The following is a 19,124-nucleotide window of genomic DNA, read 5'->3' as shown; positions in this document are numbered from 1 at the left end:
ATTGAACACAAAAGAATACATATCATCCGGAATTATAGAATCTTATATTCTAGGCCATGCTTCTCCCGAGGAAGCTGGGATTTTGGAGTGTGTGATGAAGAATAATGCTGAAGTAAAAGCGGCTTTTGAAGAAGCCCAAAAAACTTTGGAACATCTTGCTACGGCTCAGGCTGTAACACCTCCAAGTGATCTGAAATCTAAAATCTGGAACAGAATTCAACAGGAGCAGTCTTCTGTTGAAGAAATAAGACCGTCTCTTTCTACAGATATTCCGGAAGCAAAAGATGACGGGGAAATGAAAACCCGGGAACAGATCCAGGGAAAAACAAACTGGAAATCTTATGCTGTGGCAGCATCTGTTTTATTCCTGCTAAGTGTGGCTGGAAATCTGTTCTGGATGAACAGCCAATCTGCAGTAAAACAGGAAATGACAAAGCTGGCAGCAGAAAAGCAATCCCAGGATGTCGCTATGAAAAAGATGGATCGGAAATTGAATATGTTTTCCAATCCGGATATGCAAATGGTGATGTTAAAAGGAGTTGAAAAACATCAGGATGCCAAAGCCATGGTTTTCTGGGACAAAAAAACAAAAAAAGTATATCTGAATGCTGAAAGTCTTCCCAAAACTCCGGAAGGTATGCAGTATCAGCTTTGGGCTCTTGAAGATGGAAAACCTGTAAGCGCAGGAATGTATACTGAAGATAAAGACAGCCAGATTGCACTGGCGACCATTTCAAAAGCACAGGCCTTTGCCATCACCCTTGAAAAAGAAGGTGGAAGCCCGGTTCCTACTATGGAAAACATGTATGTAATGGGTGGAATATAACCATCCTGCAATAAAAATAAAAAAATGAGGTCATAAAATACCTCATTTTTTGTTTAACACACTTACCGTTACTATGATTTATAGTATTATTAGTCTGTAACGACTCCAATTCTAGCTTTTAAAGGAATATTATAGGTATTTAAACACGGAGTCTGTCCATGAAAATCAAATTTGATATTCACTCCCGGTCTGAATATCAGACAATGGGTAGAACCTCCAAAATGGAAGGTACCTATGGGATCTCCTTTTTTCACATGATCACCTTCCTTCACTGTAATCTCACAGCTGGAAACTTCCGCCATGCCAATAGCCACAAAACACATCAGTCCTATTTTTTCATTATCCGACTGGATGAAAATTAGAGCGCGGGCTGCCAGTTCTGTAATATAACCCTGAGAGTCATTAGGTCCTGACGGATCATACCCTTCTATTGGAGCTTCTGCATAATAGGTACCCGGAACATTTTCAATGGCTACTATTTTACCGTCTACCGGGCTGTTCCATCTGTGATAAGTTTTAGCGCATAAAAAGGCTTGATACACAGTGCTGTTGTCTCCAAATTGCTGAGCTAGCGAATGATTATTCATGATATCCAGTAAAGAATAAGGCTGCCCTTTCATCCAGAATTTATCTTTCATTTTTGCATTGGTCACACAGTTGTAGGGAGCTGATTCGCAGGCGTTCACAATTACGGACTGATCCTGGTCTTCAGGGCTTACCTCTCTGATTCCCGGATTAAATTCCCGGGTGAAAAAATCATCCCAGCTTTTATATCCAAAATGAGGCTGTGAAGGATCACATTGGTAGTTGTATATGAAGTTATCCAACGCATTTTCAGGATCTTTGCCCTTTCCTCTTAAAGGATCCATGGCTGCAATTGCTTCTAAAGAATCCGGAGAAAGCCATCCTATAGGCTGCGTATAATCGGGTTGTGGCTGAATAACGGGGCCGTCTACCAAAACATATTTTGAATCCGGGGATTCCAGGAAGGTCTTCCATTCTGCTAATATCACACTGAGCTTTTCATTCACTACAGGATGCAGAAAGGTTAAATATCCTGCCTGGGTACCCATTGCCCAATCCAATATGGCGTTGATTGGAAATCCCACTAATCCTATTGTATCTTCTATTGTGCTGTAACAAGGAGCTTCCTTCAAAACCTGATTAATGATCAGTAACATGGTTTCAAAGTTTTTTACAGGTTCATTATAGCCTTGCGGAATCTCATCGTACATGCTGGTGAAGCTCATATATAAAACGGGATCACTGTAGATAGCATCTCTCAGGTCTGCTACGGCCGGGCTTAACGGGGTATTGCTGTTTTTAACCTGTTGGATCTTTTTTTCTATCCAGTTATTTAAAAACGCTCTGTCGGAAGGAAGCCATTTTCCTATCCTGTATTTTACATGGTTCATGATATCAAGTTTTAGGTTGTTTGTTGATTTTGATACCATAAAATTACCTCTTACCATAAAGCAGGACAAGAGTATTTCTACTCAAAGTGATGTAAGTAGAAATACTGATCATAGGAAAACGGAATTATTCCAGGATTAAATAATAAGAACCGGAGATGAGTACCCGGTTCTTATCCATTGATTATTCTATTTTCTGTTTTGAAACTGCAAATTCTACAGCAGCATCAACATGGATTTTAATGGTATCAAATACAGGAACTGAAACATCTTCCTGTTTGATCAATAAAGGGATTTCTGTACACCCTAAAATAATACCTTCAGCACCTCGGTCAATCAGACCCTGAATGATGGTAAGGTATTTCTTTTTGGTTTCAGGATTAATAATCCCCCGGCTCAGCTCGTTTCTCAAAATATCTTCTATATAATCCCTGTCTTCACTGCTTTCCGGAATTAAAGGTTCCAGGCCGCCTTCAATCAATTTATCTTTATAAAAATCCAGCTCCATCGTATAGCTGGTTCCCAATAAACCGACTTTTTTTAATCCTTTCCGGTTAACAGCATTGGCTGTAGCAGTTGTAATATGGATGAGTGGCAGCCCTATGAGTTCTTCCATTCTATCAGCAACGATATGAGCTGTATTGGCACAAAGAACAATGGCTTCTGCTCCGGATTTTTTTAAGTTTTGAGCAGCATCAAAAAGCAGGTCGAAGGTTGCATTCCAATCGTAATCGGCGTTAAACTGTTGAAAATAATTAAAGTTTACAGAATAAATGATACACTCTGCAAAATTCAATCCGCCCAGCTCCTGATTGATCCCTTCGTTCAATAAGCGGTAATAGTCTAAGGTAGAAGCCCAGCTGATCCCTCCTACTAATCCTAATTTTTTCATATTCTTCTTTTTTTTGTTCTCAACAAAAGTATATATCTTTACCATTTTGTAACAGATACAAAAAATGAATATATTAATGTAACAGATGAAAGATTTTCAATACATAGCTCTTGCAGATCAATTTGAGATTTCTATTAATAACGGTACCTATCCTTTGGGATCCAAGCTTCCATCATTGCGTAGCATCCGGGAGCAATTAAAAGTAAGTGTAGGTACCATCCTCAAAGCTTTTACGGTTCTGGAAGACAAGGGATTGATTGCAGGAAAAGAAAGATCGGGTTTTATGGTACTCCGTACATCTGTTTCTTCCATACATCTTCCTCAGTATGTAGAAAATAAAACATTTGCTCAGGAGGTTGCTATTGGAAAAGTCCTGCAGGAAGCTTCATTTCCTGACCTTGAAAATAAGTCTTATGTATCATTTTTTAATGCTGTTTTAAGTCCTGACCTTCTGCCTTTTAATGCTCTGCGGAGAAGTTTACAACAAGCTTCCAGAGATTTAACCGGACAACATTTGCAGTATGAATCGGCTGCAGGAAATATTCACCTGAGGGCAGAAATTGCCAAAAGGTCTTTTCTTTGGCAGGGAAAGCTGGCCGCAGATGATGTCATCATAACCAATGGTGCGCTGGAAGCGGTGAGTCTATGTCTGCGTGCTGTAACGAAAATGGGTGATACTGTCATTGTTCAGTCACCCATCTACCATGGTATATTACAAACCATAGAGAGCCTCGGATTAAAAATAATTGAATTATCAGGCAGCCCTTTAGCTGGAATCAATATTGAGGAATTGGAAGAGATTTGCAAGAGTCAAAAGATTTCAGCCTGTTTATTGATTTCAAACTTTAATAATCCGAACGGTATTATGCTAAGCAATGAAAAAAAGCAGGCTATAGCTGCTTTTGCTGAAAGGATGAAGATACCAGTCATAGATGATGATATTTATGGTGATCTTCATTTTCAGGCCCAGCGTCCGACAAATATAAAAAGTTATGATAAAGAGGGCTGGGTAATGCTTTGTTCTTCTTTCTCTAAATCAGCAGCACCGGGTTACAGAATCGGCTGGTGTGCTGCAGGAAGGTTTACTGATCAGGTTGTAAAGTTAAAAGCTGTTACCAATGTAGCTACGGCAAGTATTGTACAGCTGTCTTTGCTACAGCTCTTAAAAACGGGAGCTTATGACAGACACCTGCGAAAATTGAGACCCGAACTGCACAGGCTTATGTTATTGACTATACAGGCTGTAGAAAATTATTTTCCATCTGATATACGGATGAGCCGTCCCGGAGGAGGTCTGGTGCTTTGGATAGAATTGCCAGAATATATCAATGCTTTTGAACTTCAGCAAAAAGCCATTGATCAGTTTGTAAATATTGCTCCAGGGCCTTTATTTTCCAATAATGGTGATTATATCCACTATATCAGGATCAGCTGTAATAATATATGGAATACTAAAGTGGAAGAAGCTTTAAAGAGATTGGGCCGTATTATAAAGAGTATGCGGGTAGATCGTGGCCGATAGGCAGAAAAGATTTGCCGCTTGTGTACTCTGTAATTTAGATGGTCTGATTTTCTTTGCATTTATTCCCGGGTATAATAACCAAAACAGGGCAAAATACAATTCGCCCTGTTACACCCAAAAATTAATATGATATGAAAATATGAATAAGTTTATAAAGGAGAAGCTTTAAGCATTAGGTCATGCAGATCTGTATTTTTAATGAAAGGCTTCAAAAGCTGACTTCCCGGACCGTAAACCGCCACTTCTACATAATCTCCGGAGTGATCCATGCTGATCCACCCTACTGAATTACGGTTTTTCTGAATGTCAGAATAGAGTTTGAACGGAAGTTTTTTATAATTGTAAAGCCCTTCTTCTTTTTCAAGACCGTTATAGAAACTTAATAGATGTTTGGCTTCATCATCATTCAGAGCCAGTTGGTTGCCTTCGTAAATCCAGTCTTTAATATCTTTCACAGAAAAATCTTTATGGATCTGATTCAGAATATATTCATTAGTGTATTTGTAGTCTGAAATACTGTTGAATTTTTTGGTAGCGTCAGCTCCGTAAATTGTTCCGGGATTGGCATTTCCATGATCCGTAGTTATGATCACCAGCGTATTTCCGTCTTTCTCTGCAAAATCCATTACTGTTTTGACTGCTTCATCAAATGCAAGCTGATCATGGATTAATGCGGCTACATCATTGGCATGAGCAGACCAGTCTACTTTTCCTCCTTCCACCTGAAGTACAAAACCTCCCGGATGATCTTTCATCTGATCAATCGCTGTTTTTGCCATTTCGGCCAGTGTAGGTGTATTTTTGAAATCAGGAAGACTGGTTCTGTCGATGCTGTAAGGCAACGCTCCTGTACTGAATACTCCTATTATCTTTTCTCCTTTTTTAATGTCTTTCAGGTGATTGCGCTCCTTAAGGACCTGGTATCCTTTTTTTCTGTAAACAGCATAAAGGTCTTTTTTATCTTCCCTTTTTTCCGGATTAAAAAACTCATCGCCGCCGCCCATCAGAACATCTAATTCCAGCTCGGCATACATTTCAGCGATTTGAGGTTCTGCATTTCTTTGGGCAGAATTTACACAGAATCCGGCGGGTGTAGCATGGGTAATCGTTACCGTGGTGACGCAGCCTGCTTTTTTTCCAGCTTTTTTAAATTTTTGCCATATAGGAAGATGCTTTTCGCCATTGGCTCCCATATTTAATACCCCGTTTTTCACTCTGATTCCCCCTCCGAAAGCCGAGCTGGCAGCAGCTGAATCTGTAACAATAGAACTGGCTGAAGCCGTATCCATCAGCGCCCGTGAAACTTTTTGATCATGATACAGATTAAGCCAATTACTTCCCTTTCCCAAAATATTCCGGGAATACAGGTCGGCCATTGAAAGTGTTCCAAGACTCATCCCGTCGCTTACCATAAATATGATGTTCTTTGCACTTCCGGAATGGAGTTGCTCAGTACTTCTTTTGGAACTCCAAAGTTCAAGCGGAGATATTGTGAAGAGACCTGATAGTAATGCTGATCCTTTTAGAAATTTACGTCTGTCCATATGCTGTAAAAATAATGCTGAAAGGTATTCTATTTATGATATTATTGATACTTTGTTGCATTAATTAAAAGTTAATTTTAAATATGCTCAGGAAACGGATCCTGAAAATTCTGCTGTTGGCTTAATAATTCTTTATCATTAATAAGACAGTCTTGGAGATCCTGTACCATTTGGTCTTTGTTTATATCCTGACCTATAAAAACGAGCTCATTGATTCTGTCACCCCAGTTTTTATCCCATCTGCTTTCAATAAATTCCTGATTTTCTGCAAATGAATTATAGTCTAATCTTTGATTCATGGGCATGCTGCACCACCAGACCCCTGCTTTTTCCAAACGGAACGAACCTCCAGCCTGGGAGAAGTTTAATGCGTCATCCGGTCTGGAAGCCAGCCAGAAAAGCCCTTTAGCCCTTAAAATACCTTCAGGATATCTTTCATTAAGGTAGTTCCATAATCTTTCGGGATGAAATGGTTTTTGGTCTCTGAAAACCAATGACCCGATACCATACTCCTCTGTTTCAGGATTGTGGTGATCAGACTGAAGCTCTTTTTGCCAGCCGGCTGAAGACTGTGCCGTATCAAAATCAAAGAGTTGGGTATTTAAAATTAGCCGGGAGTCAATCTTCCCGAATTCTGAATGAATGATATGGGCTTCAGGATTCAGTTTTGTTATAGCTGCTTTTAAAAATCCAAGAGTTTCGGAATCGATAAGATCTGTTTTATTTAAGATAATGACATTCGCAAATTCAATCTGATCCGTAAGAAGGTTAACAATGGTTCTGTGATCCCCTTCCATATCCGTAAGGTCCCTGTCCATCAATAATTCATTCGTTGAAAAGTCTTTCATAAAATTGAAGCTGTCCACTACGGTCACCATGGTGTCTACATAGCTGAATCTGGAAAGGTCTATGCCGCTTTCTTCATCAATATAGGTAAATGTCTGGGCTACGGGGATAGGCTCACTGATTCCTGTACTTTCAATCAGCAGGTAATCAAAACGTTTTTCATGCGCTAAACGCTCCACTTCAATCATCAGATCTTCCCTGAGTGTACAGCAAATGCATCCGTTACTCATTTCTACAAGCTTTTCTTCCGTTCTAGAAAGCGTATTCTGATTCTCGATAAGGCGTGCATCAATATTCACTTCACTCATATCGTTTACAATAACGGCTACTTTTAGTCCTTGTTTATTGTGCAGAATATGGTTCAGTAAAGTTGTTTTCCCGGCTCCCAGAAAGCCACTGAGTACAGTTACAGGAAGTTTCTTTGTCATGTATTAATGTTTATGATTTTTAAAATTGATGATATGACCTGTAATTAAGCCTGCTGCTCCTACATAAATAAGGGGAATATGAATTTCAAATATAAAATCTGCCAGTACAGAAATGGAGATCAGCAGAATAGAAGCCCAAAACAGAAACTTGAGGCGTCGGTTGGTTATTTGTCTCGTTATTCTGAAAACTACGAGGGCTCCAATGATCAGAAAAGCCAGATCAATATAAGGATTATGTGAAATTCCCAATGGGATGATCATCAGTAAAGGAAAGACTATGCAATGAATCAAACATAAAACGGCTGCGGAGATTCCTACTGCATCAAGAATTTTTGACTTCATAAAAAGGATGATTTAATTTTGTTATTGTAACTTTGTTGCAAAGTAAATACAAAATTTTAAATAACGCAACTTTGTTGCATTAAAAACATGAAACAAGTTAGAAATACCCATGCCAAAACTGAGATTTTGAACCTTATCAACGATTCTGAGGTGGCACTTACCCACTCTGATATTCAGAAGAAACTAGGGGATTTGTGTAACAGAGTTACCATTTACCGGGTTTTGGAAAGACTTGAAAATGAAGGTGCTATTCATAAGATCGTCAATATTGACGGAGTTGTGAATTTTGCTAAGTGTAGTGGGAAATGTACTCACGAACAGCATTTTCACAATCACGTTCATTTCAATTGTAAAGAATGCCATTCTGTTACCTGTATTGAAAATGCTATACCTGAAATTAGTTTACCTGAGAATTTTATAGCTCAGGAGTATAACTTTATCATCAGCGGAATCTGTCCGAGATGCGCGCATGCTTAAACAAAGAAAAAGCATCCCTGGAGATGCTTTTTCATGATGATATTGGAACAAGCGATGATTATGCATAGGCTGCTGAAGCTTCTTTAGCAGCAGCTACCATTGCAATTAAAGCTTTTTCAGTTTCTTCCCAATGTCTTGTTTTCAGGCCACAGTCAGGATTTACCCATAACTGGCTGGCTGGAATTACATTTTGAGCTTTCCTTAAAAGCTCAATCATTTCTTCTTTAGAAGGAACCCTTGGAGAGTGGATGTCATAAACTCCGGGACCTATTTCGTTTGGATATTTAAAATCTGCAAAAGCATTTAAAAGTTCCATTTGAGATCTCGAACATTCTATCGTAATGACATCTGCATCCATATCGGCAATATTTTTAATAATATCATTAAATTCAGAATAGCACATATGGGTATGGATCTGGGTAGCATCTTCTACTCCACTTGCTGAGATTCTGAAGGCTTCTACAGCCCATTTCAGGTAGTTTTGCCATTCTGTTTTTCTCAATGGAAGACCTTCTCTGATGGCAGGCTCATCAATCTGGATAATCCGGATTCCTGCTTTTTCAAGATCCACTACTTCATCACGGATCGCCAAAGCAATCTGCTTACAAGTCTCGGCACGGGGCTGATCATCCCGTACAAAAGACCATTGTAATATGGTAACAGGACCGGTCAGCATTCCTTTTACCCATTTACTGGTTTGGGATTGCGCATATTGAGACCAGTATACAGTCATTGGATCAGGACGGGAAATATCTCCGAAAATAACGGGTGGTTTTACACAACGGCTTCCATAGCTCTGTACCCAGCCATTTTTAGTGAAAATAAATCCTTCAAGTTTTTCCCCGAAGTATTCTACCATGTCATTACGTTCAAATTCTCCGTGAACAAGGACATCAATTCCTATTTCTTCCTGCCAACGGATGGTTCTCTGAGTTTCCTCTTTCAATAAAGCATCGTATTGTTCTGCACTAAGATCTCCTTTCTTAAACTGGGCCCTCCAGCTTCTTACTTCAGTAGTTTGCGGGAATGAGCCTATAGTGGTGGTTGGGAATAGCGGAAGCTGTAATGATTCCTGCTGCTTTTCTTTACGGATTCTAAATGAATTCTTTCGCTGAGCATCTTCTTCAGTTACGGCAGCCACTCTTTGTTTCACTTTATCATTATGAATAAGAGAAGATGTTTTTCTGCTGGCAACAGCCTTTTTATTGTCTTCAAAATCTGCAAGGATACTTTCATCCTCAGTTCCTGAAGCAAGAGCTTTAAGACTTACGACTTCTTTCACTTTTTGTTTTGCAAAAGACAGCCAGTTTTTAATTTCAGGCTGAAGGGCCGTTTCAAAATCCAGATCACAAGGCGAATGAAGTAATGAACATGACGGAGCCACAAAAATTCTTTCTGTACCCAGTTTTTCAGTAGCTTTTTTAATGAAAGTCAAAGACTTTTCATAGTTGTTTTTCCAGATATTTCTTCCGTCTACCACTCCTAATGACAGGCTTAGGTTTTCAGGAATAGCATTTAAAATATCTTCCAGCTGCTCAGGATTTCTCACCAGGTCTATATGCAGAACGTCTGCAGGAAGTGACACAGCAAGAGATGCATTGTCTTTCAATCCGTCGAAATAGGTTGCGATGATGAATTTCAGTTTTGGAAACTGCTTTCTAAGTTCCTGATAAACGTACTGATAGGTTTCTTTGGCTTTCTCCGTTATATCTAAGGTTAAAAACGGTTCATCAAACTGAATCCATTGGGCACCCTGATCCTGAAGTTTTGTTATGATTTCGGTGTATACCGGAAGAAGATTTTTTGCAAGATCCAGTTTATCAAATCCTTCTTCCTTTTCTTTTCCTAAAAGAAGGTAAGAAACAAGCCCGATGAGTACCGGCTTGGCATTAATTCCAGCTTGTTTAGCTCCCGCAAACTCGTTGAATATTTTGTCGGAAGTCAGTTTAAACTGCTGATTTTTATAAAATTCTGGAACAATATAATGATAATTGGTATCAAACCATTTGGTCATTTCCATGGCCGTGATATCCAGTCCGTCTTTCTGGTATCCTCTTGCCATCGCAAAGTACAGATCCAGTTCTGAATTATTTTTTTTAAGGGCTACTTCATGATAACGTACCGGAATAGCTCCTACAATTAAGCTCATATCCAGTACCTGATCATAATAGGAAAAATCATTACATGGGATAAGGTCTATCCCTGCCTCCTTCTGAATATTCCAATTGTGATTGCAGATATTCCTTCCCGTAGTAAGAAGTTCTTCCAAAAGAATTTTACCTGACCAATATTGCTCGCAGGCTTTTTTGAGTTCTCTTTTGCTACCAATTCGCGGATAGCCTAGAATGTGCGTTTGCATTTTTTAAACTTTTAATTAAACTTATTTTTAAAAGCTCTTTGAATGCTTCGTAATGCTTTTGCCGGTATCTATTTTTGGGAAAATAATGACATACCTGATAATCCCGTTTTACTCTGAGAAAAACGTACTAAAAAATATATCATCTGTATGACCCAAAGCTTCAGACCGCGAAAGCATTGTCAATTGAGTAAAGGCAGGTCTCCTGACTTGTAACAGTTTCTGTCGTCCTTCCCGCTTTCAGGCAGTGGATCACAAGGACAGAAACCTTTGGTGTGTTACTTACAGTTGCGCGACAGCTCGTGATTTGCACACGATTCCCTATTAATTTACCTTACGTAAAACCTCTCCTGTTTGATGAAGTATTGTAAAGAACTATTCTTTATTAATTATACTGACTATCTGTATTGATAGAAGATTTTAATTTTGTGTAAAATTACACATACAGAATAAATGAACAAATATTGATTTGAAATAAAGAAAATATGTCTTTATAGTTCTATTTTAAAAGAATATAATTCTGTAACTTTGATAAAAATTAATACTAAAAAAGAATAATATCCTGTGGAACATCTCGATACCAAAGATATACAGCTGCTGAGACTACTTCAGAAAAATGCAAAACTTACCGTTAAAGAGCTTGCCAAAGAAGTTAACCTTTCTCCTTCTCCTGTTTTTGAAAGGGTGAAACGTCTGGAACAGGAAGGCTATGTGAAAAAATATGCTGCAGTTCTTGATCCTGATAAGCTTAACCGGGGTTTTACCGTTTTCTGCCAGATCAAACTGAAAATTCATGACCGTTCTGTAGGGTATGATTTCGTTAATGAAATTATGGATATAGAAGAAGTGGCAGAATGTTATAATATTTCGGGAGATTTTGATTTCCTGCTGAAAGTTCAGGTCCGGGATATGAAACATTATCAGGATTTTGTATTCAATACACTGGGATCTGTAGATTCTATCGGAAGCACACATAGTACATTTGTAATGGCAGAAGTGAAAAATACCCATGGACTAACGATCTGATACAAAAAGATGAGGATGTACAAAAATTTTCAGACATCCTCATCCTGACCAGATTAAAAAGGGCGGTCGAACTTTTCTATATTCGATCGTATTAATTTCCCTGGAAATCAGGGGTTCTTTTTTCTATAAATGCCCCTATGCCTTCGCTATGGTCCTGTGTGGTAAATAATGCTCCGAATAAAGCCGCTTCTTGTTTTAATCCTTCAGAGATATGAAGTTCAGATCCTGTATTTAAAGACTGTTTTGCTTTTGCAACAGCCACTGGACCTCTTGATGCAATGGTTTTAGCCAGCTTTAGAGCTTCATTCAGTAATTCTTCGGGTGCAAAAACATGGTTAACAAAACCGAAATCTTTGCAGGCTTCCGCGGAATAAAAGTCTCCTGAGAAAACCATTTCCCTGGCTTTATATAAGCCTATTGCTCTTGGAAGACGCTGGGTACCCCCAAAACATGGTAATAAGCCCAATGTAACTTCCGGTAACCCGAATTTCGCTTTTCCGCTTGCTAAAATAATATCGCAGGATAATGCCAGCTCACAACCACCGCCCAGGGCAAATCCATTTACGGCTGCAATCACTGCAAATGGCAGGTTTTCAACAGCATTAAATGCCGTCTGTGCCACCATTGAAAAGTCTTCTGCTTCTTTGGGACTCATCCCCTGCATGGCTTTGATATCAGCTCCTGCAACAAAAGCTTTATCCCCGGACCCGGTAATGATTAAGACTCTTATATTCCGGTCTGATTGTATTTGTTCCGTAAATGAAGTAAGTTCTTTTAAAACTGTTTCATTCAAAGCATTCAAAGCTTGTGGCCTGTTGATCGTTAGTGTTCCGATATGGCCTTCCTGGTGATATATTAATGTTTCAAAACTCATTGTTTTACGTTGAAATTTAAAGGTTAAATATTGGGAATGAAAATAGAGGGTGAATGGCTGTTTTAATTTTCAATATTCCCTTTTCCATTTAAAAATTGAAGAATACTGGAGAAATCTGTTTTCCCATGTCCTGTTTCACTCCAGATTCTGTATAAGTTCAGTGCGGTATTCCCTAATGGTGTAGAGGTTTTAGTTTCCAATCCAGCTTCTGCGGCAAGGCCTAAATCTTTAGCCATCAGATCTACGGCAAAGCCTCCTGAATAGGCTCTGGAAGCTGGAGCATTTTCCATCACACCGGGATATGGGTTATATACTTCTAAAGACCAGTTTTTACCGGAACTTTTCTGCATGATTTCACTTAATATTTTGGGGTCCAGACCATGTTTCACTCCCAGGTTGATCGCTTCTGAGGTGCCAATCATATGAATGGCTAGCAGCATATTATTACATATTTTAGCGACCTGTCCGGCTCCGGATTCTCCGGCATGAAATATATTTTGTCCCATACATTTCAAGATCGGTCGGGCTTTTTCATAATCTTCCTGCTTACCACCCACAATAAAGGTCAATGTTCCTGCCTGTGCCCCACCGGTACCCCCGGAAACGGGAGCATCTATCATTTTGCACCCTTTTGAAATGGCCAATGTCGCAACTGAGCGGGCTGTAACAGCATCAATAGTACTGCTGTCAATCAATAATGTATTCGGTTTCAGAGTACTGATGAAGTCCTCAGAATAGAGTTCTGCAACATGTTTTCCTGAAGGTAACATCGAGATAATTACGTCTGCGGATTTTGCAGCATCTAAAGCTGATCCGGCCGTCTGACCACCAGCTGATTCCAATGCCTTTAATGCTGTTTCCGAAAGATCAAAACCTGTAACGGTATGACCTTTCCTGATAAGATTGGCAGCCATAGGGCCCCCCATATTTCCTAAACCGATGAATGCTATATTTGACATGATTTTTTTTGAATTAGATGTTAGAGATTTGAGATTAGAAAAGGTGTAATCAATTATTATTTGAATAGAAGTGAGATAGTATGGCGTTAGCCAAAACCTATATGTTTTTTACCTTTAGCAGATTGTGCAGATAAGGCAGATGTTTATGTCTAATCAGGATAAAGATTGAAAGTCCTCCACTTTTAATTCCGCAAAATAGCTGTCTATCCATTCTGTGGTAATATCATTTAAAGTGGCGGGCTGCCACTGGGGAGACTGATCTTTATCCACCAATAAAGCCCTTACTCCTTCTGTAAAATCCGGGTGGATGCAACATTGACATGAAAGGTTCAATTCAGATTGGAAGACCTCTTCCAGGCTCAGGTGCTTACCTTGTTTCAATTGTCTGAAAATAATGTGTGCCGAACTTGGAGATCCTGCGGTAAAACTTTTTAATCCTGTATTGATCCAGTCATCTTTTTCAGGATAATTCCTTATCAGATCACCGAATTCCTCTACAGCATCTACTCCTTCAAAATTCTGGATAAATTCATGATGTAAAGCAGCCTGGGATTCAGGAATATCTGTATTTTCCGAGATCGTATTTAAAATATCGGAAACTGTTTGATAAGGATTATTTGTCCAGTCTGCCTGTTTCAGAGCGTTTATAATATCTTCTTTTGAAGAGGATTCCATATAATAATCTGCCAGTCCTAAATATTTGCAGTCTGCACCATCTAATCTTGCCCCGGTTAAGCCTAAATATATTCCAAAGGCAGAAGGCATTTTATTCAAAAACCAGGTACCTCCTACATCCGGATACAGGCCAATGGTAATTTCGGGCATGGCCAGTTTACTTTTTTCGGTGACGATACGATGGGAAGCTCCTACCATCAGACCGATACCGCCACCCATTACAATACCGCTTCCCCAGACTATTACAGGCTTTGGATAGGTATGGATGTCGTAATCTACCTGATACTCTTTTGAAAAGAAATCGTAGCAGTCTTTAGGGACTTCCGTAGGGTCAATAGCTCTTTGTGCCATAATAGAATCATAGAGCTTCCGTACATCTCCCCCTGCACATAAAGCTTTTTCACCGGCACCCTGAAGAAAAAGACAGACTACCTGATCGGATGTTTTCCAATCTGTCAGAATGCTCTGTAATTCTTCAATCATAGGTAATGACAGGGAATTCAGTGTTTTTTCGGAATTTAAAGTGATGATCCCGACTTTGTTTTTTATTTCTGTTAGTACTAAGCTCATTGTATTGAATTGAAAATTGAACTTTAAAAATTTTATGGGCTGAAATGTTAAAACAGATGTAGATTATTATCCGGTTTCAGCTTTCCGTTTTTATCTGTTATAACTATCTGATTTGTAGGGTTGCTCCTACTTCTAAAATCTTTCTGGAGATTACCAGTTTCATAATTTCATTGGTTCCCTCCACTACCTGATGGATTCTGGCATCCCGCATCAGTCTTTCTACAGGGAAATCCTGTGTGCAGCCATACCCTCCCAGGACCTGAATAGCTTCATTACAGATATTAAAACACATATCTGTTGCTAATCTTTTGGCCATAGCACAATAGGTTGTAGCATTCGGGTCTTTGGAATCCAGTTTAAAAGCAGCCAGATGAACCATTTGGCGGGCAGCAACAAGATCTGTTACCATATCGGCAATTTTAAACTGAAGCGATTGAAACTGAGCCAATGATTTTCCAAACTGCTGCCTTTCATGCATATACTGCTGAGCCTGATTGATAGCGCCCTGTGCGGCTCCTACTGAGCAGCTTCCAATGTTTATCCTGCCCCCATCCAGTCCTTTCAGGGCAATTTTAAAACCTTCTCCAGGTTCTCCCAAAAGATACTTCTCTTCTACTTCTACATGATCCAGGAATACAAAACGTGTAGGCTGGGTATTCCAGCCCAGTTTTTTTTCTTTTTCTCCGAAGCTGATTCCTTTTGTATTGGCAGGTACAATAAAAGCACTGATTCCTTTTGAACCGGGATCTCCTGTACGGGCCATTACAATCAGGATATCGCTTTCTCCGGCTCCGGAAATAAAGGCCTTTGTTCCATTGATGATATAGGTATTGCCCTTTTTTACAGCTGTGGTTTTCAATCCTGCAGCATCAGAACCTGACCCAGGTTCAGTAAGACAATAAGAGCCCAGTAATATACCTGAAGCTAAAGCCGGACATAATTCTTCCCGGACATCATCTTTTGCAAATTTGTCAATCATCCAGGAAACCATATTGTGTATGGTAATATAAGCCGTAGTTGAAGGACAGGCTGAAGCGAGCTCTTCAAATATGATGGCTGCATCCAATCTTGACAATCCCAGACCTCCTGCTGTTTCACTTGTATAAATGCCGCAAAACCCAAGTTCTCCGGCCTTAGCAATTGCTTCTCTTGGGAATATCTTTTTGGCATCCCATTCTGAAGCGTAGGGGAAAAATTCTTTTTCAGCGAATCTTCTTGCCGCATCCTGAAAAGCCAGTTGATCTTCATTTAGGTTAAACTCCATTGTATTTAAATTTAAGTTGAAAGCTGAGTGTTGAAAGTGGAGAACATATAGACATTTTCCACCGTTTGCTTTCCATTATTTTAGACTGATGGTCATATTGAGATTCCCTCCCGGTACATCTTCTTCAAACCAGCGGGCTGTAACTGTTTTTGTTTCGGTATAGAAACGGATGCCCTGTTTTCCGTATGAATGCAGATCTCCGAAGAAAGATTTTCTCCATCCTGTAAAAGAGAAAAATGGCAGCGGCACAGGAATAGGAAGATTAATACCGATCTGACCTACTTCAATTTCATGTTGGAATTTTCGGGCTGCGGCTCCGGAATTGGTAAATATTGAGGTTCCATTCCCATAAGGATTGGCATTGATGATACTGATGGCTTCGTCCAAGGTGTCGGCTTTTAACAAAAGTAATGCAGGACCGAAGATCTCTTCTTTATAAATGTCCATATCCACAGATACATTACTGAATAAAGTAGGGCCTACAAAATATCCGTTTTCATAGCCTTCTACTGTACAGTTACTTCCGTCTAATAAGACTTCGGCTCCCTGTTCATAGCCACTTTTGATCAGTCGCAGCACTTTTTCCTTAGACTGTCTGTTGATTAAGGGGCCAAATGCGGCAGACTCGTCTGACCATACTCCCGGTTTAATGGTTTTTAAAGCGTTTTTAATATCCTCCACCCAATGTTGAGCTTCTCCTACCAAAACGGCAACACTGATTGCCATACAACGCTGGCCGGCAGCCCCACATGAGGCTCCTACTAAATTATTGACCACCTGCTCTTTATTGGCATCAGGCATTACCACCATATGGTTTTTTGCTCCTCCAAAAGCCTGTACTCTTTTCAGGTTATCTGTTCCGGTACGGTAAACATGTTCCGCTACAGGGACAGAACCTACGAAGGATATGGCTTTAATTTCAGGATGGTTAAGAATATGGTTTACCTGGTCTTTGGAACCATGGACAATATTCAGTACCCCTTTAGGAAAGCCTGCTTTTAAAAACAGCTCTGCCATTTTCATGGAGGTCATTGGGGTCTGCTCGGAAGGTTTTAAAATAAAGGTATTACCGCAGGCAATAGCCATAGGGAACATCCATAAAGGAATCATTGCAGGGAAATTAAAAGGGGTAATTCCCGCACAGACTCCAAGTGGTTGAATATAGCTATAGGTATCTACACCTCTTGCTACATTTTCTACGGTCTCGCCCATCATCAGCGTTGGGATATTACAGGCATGTTCCACGACTTCAATACCCCGCCATACGTCTCCCATAGCATCGGCAAGTGTTTTTCCATTCTCTCTGGACAGGATTTCAGCGATTTCTTTCTGATTTTCTTTTAAAAGATGCTGGTATTTTAAGAATAACCTTGCCCTTTCCGGGGTGGCTACCTCTTTCCATGTTTTGAAGGCCAGTTGGGCAGCTTCAATCGCTTCATCTATTTCGGACAATAGCGTTAGGGGAACTTCTGCAAGAATTTCCTGTGTGGCAGGATTTTCAACAGGTAAATGTTCAGAAGCTTTACTTTCTATAAAGTTTCCATTGATTAATATTTGTACTGTATGTGACATAGTTTTTGTTAAGGTGGAAGGTGAAAATGAAGGGTTGAAACATAATTGAGATTCAACCCTTCATTTAAAATTATATGACCAATAAATCAACAAATTCATTGACATTAAGATTGACAAGGGTATCATACTCCAACGAGTTTTCTAATACTACCCGCTGTTGTTTTTCAGGGAATATTCTTGCCAAATTGATTTTATACTTTTTAATTAATTCAGGAATTCCTTCCTCTCTTCTTCGTTTGTGACCTATAGGATATTCTACCTCTATTTCATTTAAAACGGTTCCGTCATTCAATTCTACAGTCAAAGCATTGGCAATAGAACGTTTTTCAGGATTATGATAATCTGTGGTAAACTGTACATCTTCTACGCATTCAATTTTATCACGGAGGATATCAATTCGCGGATCTAAAGCGATGCTGTCTTCATAATCGGCAGCGGTAAGTCTTCCGTAAATTAATGGAACGGCTACCATGTACTGAATACAGTGATCACGGTCTGCAGGATTGTTCAGCGGACCTTTTTTGTCTATAATCCGGATGGCCGCTTCATGAGTTCTGATGGTAATTTTTTTAATGTCATCTGTTGTTTTTCCAAGGTCTTGTAAGGTGTAATGTAATGTCATTGCAGCTTCAACGGCTGTCTGGGAATGAAACTCGGCAGGGAACGAAATTTTGAATAGTACATTTTCCATCACATAGGAAGTGTAGTCTCTCTGGAATTTGAATTCATTTCCTTTGAAAGATACATCATAGAATCCCCAGGTTTTTGCTGTCAGAACGGAAGGATATCCCATTTCTCCGGTTTGTGCTATTAATGCTAAACGAACGGCTCTTGATGTAGCATCTCCTGCTGCCCATGATTTTCTGGAACCTGTATTAGGAGCATGGCGGTACGTTCTTAAAGACTGACCATCTACAAAAGCTAATGATACGGCATTGATCAATTCGTCGCGGGTTAACCCTATCAATTTCCCCACTACTGCTGTAGAAGCCAGTTTTACCAGCAAAACATGGTCTAAACCTACTTTGTTAAAAGAATTTTCCAGCGCCATTACCCCTTGTATTTCATGAGCCATGATCATGGCCTCCAATACCTGCTTCATTTTAAGAGGAGCTTTTCCTTCTGCTATATTGGTTCTGGATAACCAATCGGCTGTTGCTAAAATACCGCCTAAGTTATCTGATGGATGTCCCCACTCAGCAGCCAGCCACGTATCATTAAAATCCAGCCAACGGATGATTGTCCCAATATTAAATGCAGCCTGAATAGGGTCAAGTTGAAACTGTGTTCCTGGAACTTTAGCACCATTCGGAACGATAGTCCCTTTTACGACAGGTCCTAAAAGTTTGGTACAGGCCGGATAGGTCAAAGCTTCCAGACCACACCCAATCGTATCAAGAAGACAGTAATGGGCTGTTTTCCAGGCAAGGTCATTTTTTATTTCGTAGTTTAATACATAATCTGCAATATCTGCCAGTACTTTATCCGGCTGTGGCCTTTCATTTGAAATGTGTGAACTCATTTTTTTTAGTTGAAAAT

Annotated in this window: 16 protein-coding genes and 1 riboswitch; of the genes, 4 read left to right on the top strand and 12 right to left on the bottom strand. The window is 39.6% G+C overall.

What is annotated here, in order from left to right:
* The first annotated feature begins 1 nt into the window (after window position 1).
* On the top strand, window positions 2-826 hold the full coding sequence (locus JML65_RS09445) for an anti-sigma factor domain-containing protein (protein WP_202270644.1): 825 nt from the start codon (window positions 2-4) through the stop codon (window positions 824-826).
* Between the two features lie 89 nt (window positions 827-915).
* Here the strand turns inward: JML65_RS09445 and JML65_RS09440 are convergent, their stop codons facing one another.
* Together JML65_RS09440 and JML65_RS09435 are read right to left on the bottom strand one after the other, a co-directional pair.
* Complete coding sequence (locus JML65_RS09440; protein ID WP_115920277.1) at window positions 916-2,241, bottom strand: phosphatidylserine decarboxylase family protein; 1,326 nt, start codon at window positions 2,239-2,241, stop codon at window positions 916-918.
* A 181-nt stretch (window positions 2,242-2,422) separates the two neighbouring features.
* Window positions 2,423-3,130, bottom strand: coding sequence for an aspartate/glutamate racemase family protein (locus JML65_RS09435; RefSeq protein ID WP_084084172.1), 708 nt, complete (start codon window positions 3,128-3,130; stop codon window positions 2,423-2,425).
* Window positions 3,131-3,215: 85 nt separating this feature from the next.
* Here JML65_RS09435 and JML65_RS09430 point away from each other — a divergent pair, with 85 nt between their 5' ends.
* Window positions 3,216-4,652, top strand: a complete 1,437-nt coding sequence (locus JML65_RS09430; RefSeq protein ID WP_202270643.1) for a PLP-dependent aminotransferase family protein — start codon at window positions 3,216-3,218, stop codon at window positions 4,650-4,652.
* A 149-nt stretch (window positions 4,653-4,801) separates the two neighbouring features.
* Here the strand turns inward: JML65_RS09430 and JML65_RS09425 are convergent, their stop codons facing one another.
* The 3 genes from JML65_RS09425 to JML65_RS09415 all read right to left on the bottom strand — a co-directional run bounded on the left by JML65_RS09425 (window position 4,802) and on the right by JML65_RS09415 (window position 7,812).
* Window positions 4,802-6,196: an alkaline phosphatase gene (locus JML65_RS09425; protein ID WP_202270642.1), complete on the bottom strand. Its 1,395-nt coding sequence runs from the start codon at window positions 6,194-6,196 to the stop codon at window positions 4,802-4,804.
* 77 nt (window positions 6,197-6,273) lie between these two features.
* Window positions 6,274-7,470 carry a GTP-binding protein gene (locus JML65_RS09420; protein ID WP_202270641.1) on the bottom strand — a complete coding sequence of 399 codons (1,197 nt, stop codon included), beginning with the start codon at window positions 7,468-7,470 and terminating at the stop codon, window positions 6,274-6,276.
* Window positions 7,471-7,473: 3 nt separating this feature from the next.
* Window positions 7,474-7,812: a MerC domain-containing protein gene (locus tag JML65_RS09415; RefSeq protein WP_047493714.1), complete on the bottom strand. Its 339-nt coding sequence runs from the start codon at window positions 7,810-7,812 to the stop codon at window positions 7,474-7,476.
* Between the two features lie 87 nt (window positions 7,813-7,899).
* Between JML65_RS09415 and JML65_RS09410 the strand changes: the two genes are divergently transcribed.
* A complete protein-coding gene (locus JML65_RS09410; RefSeq protein ID WP_047493711.1) occupies window positions 7,900-8,289 on the top strand; it encodes a Fur family transcriptional regulator in 390 nt (129 codons plus the stop codon).
* 58 nt (window positions 8,290-8,347) lie between these two features.
* On the opposite strand, the gene metE is transcribed toward JML65_RS09410, so the two are convergent.
* Window positions 8,348-10,648 carry a 5-methyltetrahydropteroyltriglutamate--homocysteine S-methyltransferase gene (gene metE, locus JML65_RS09405; protein ID WP_202270640.1) on the bottom strand — a complete coding sequence of 767 codons (2,301 nt, stop codon included), beginning with the start codon at window positions 10,646-10,648 and terminating at the stop codon, window positions 8,348-8,350.
* Between the two features lie 174 nt (window positions 10,649-10,822).
* Window positions 10,823-11,009: riboswitch (cobalamin riboswitch) on the bottom strand.
* A gap of 200 nt (window positions 11,010-11,209) precedes the next feature.
* Here metE and JML65_RS09400 point away from each other — a divergent pair.
* Window positions 11,210-11,671: an Lrp/AsnC family transcriptional regulator gene (locus JML65_RS09400; protein WP_047493705.1), complete on the top strand. Its 462-nt coding sequence runs from the start codon at window positions 11,210-11,212 to the stop codon at window positions 11,669-11,671.
* A gap of 91 nt (window positions 11,672-11,762) precedes the next feature.
* Here the strand turns inward: JML65_RS09400 and JML65_RS09395 are convergent, their stop codons facing one another.
* The 6 genes from JML65_RS09395 to JML65_RS09370 all read right to left on the bottom strand — a co-directional run bounded on the left by JML65_RS09395 (window position 11,763) and on the right by JML65_RS09370 (window position 19,107).
* Window positions 11,763-12,545, bottom strand: a complete 783-nt coding sequence (locus JML65_RS09395; protein ID WP_202270639.1) for an enoyl-CoA hydratase/isomerase family protein — start codon at window positions 12,543-12,545, stop codon at window positions 11,763-11,765.
* Between the two features lie 62 nt (window positions 12,546-12,607).
* The gene (gene mmsB, locus JML65_RS09390; protein WP_084084180.1) at window positions 12,608-13,504 is read right to left on the bottom strand and encodes a 3-hydroxyisobutyrate dehydrogenase; all 897 of its coding nucleotides are present in this window, start codon (window positions 13,502-13,504) and stop codon (window positions 12,608-12,610) included.
* Window positions 13,505-13,657: 153 nt separating this feature from the next.
* Window positions 13,658-14,749, bottom strand: coding sequence for an enoyl-CoA hydratase/isomerase family protein (locus JML65_RS09385; protein ID WP_202270638.1), 1,092 nt, complete (start codon window positions 14,747-14,749; stop codon window positions 13,658-13,660).
* Window positions 14,750-14,852: 103 nt separating this feature from the next.
* On the bottom strand, window positions 14,853-16,013 hold the full coding sequence (locus tag JML65_RS09380) for an acyl-CoA dehydrogenase family protein (RefSeq protein ID WP_084084182.1): 1,161 nt from the start codon (window positions 16,011-16,013) through the stop codon (window positions 14,853-14,855).
* Window positions 16,014-16,088: 75 nt separating this feature from the next.
* Window positions 16,089-17,585, bottom strand: coding sequence for a CoA-acylating methylmalonate-semialdehyde dehydrogenase (locus JML65_RS09375; protein ID WP_202270637.1), 1,497 nt, complete (start codon window positions 17,583-17,585; stop codon window positions 16,089-16,091).
* A 70-nt stretch (window positions 17,586-17,655) separates the two neighbouring features.
* Window positions 17,656-19,107: a bifunctional 2-methylcitrate dehydratase/aconitate hydratase gene (locus tag JML65_RS09370; RefSeq protein ID WP_084084184.1), complete on the bottom strand. Its 1,452-nt coding sequence runs from the start codon at window positions 19,105-19,107 to the stop codon at window positions 17,656-17,658.
* Between the last annotated feature and the right edge of the window lie 17 nt (window positions 19,108-19,124).

Origin of the sequence: Chryseobacterium sp. KMC2 (genome assembly GCF_016756935.1) — a bacterium.
Taxonomy (GTDB): domain Bacteria; phylum Bacteroidota; class Bacteroidia; order Flavobacteriales; family Weeksellaceae; genus Chryseobacterium; species Chryseobacterium rhizosphaerae.
The sequence above is the reverse complement of the archived record's forward strand: the minus strand, read 5'-3'. Positions and strand labels throughout refer to the sequence as shown.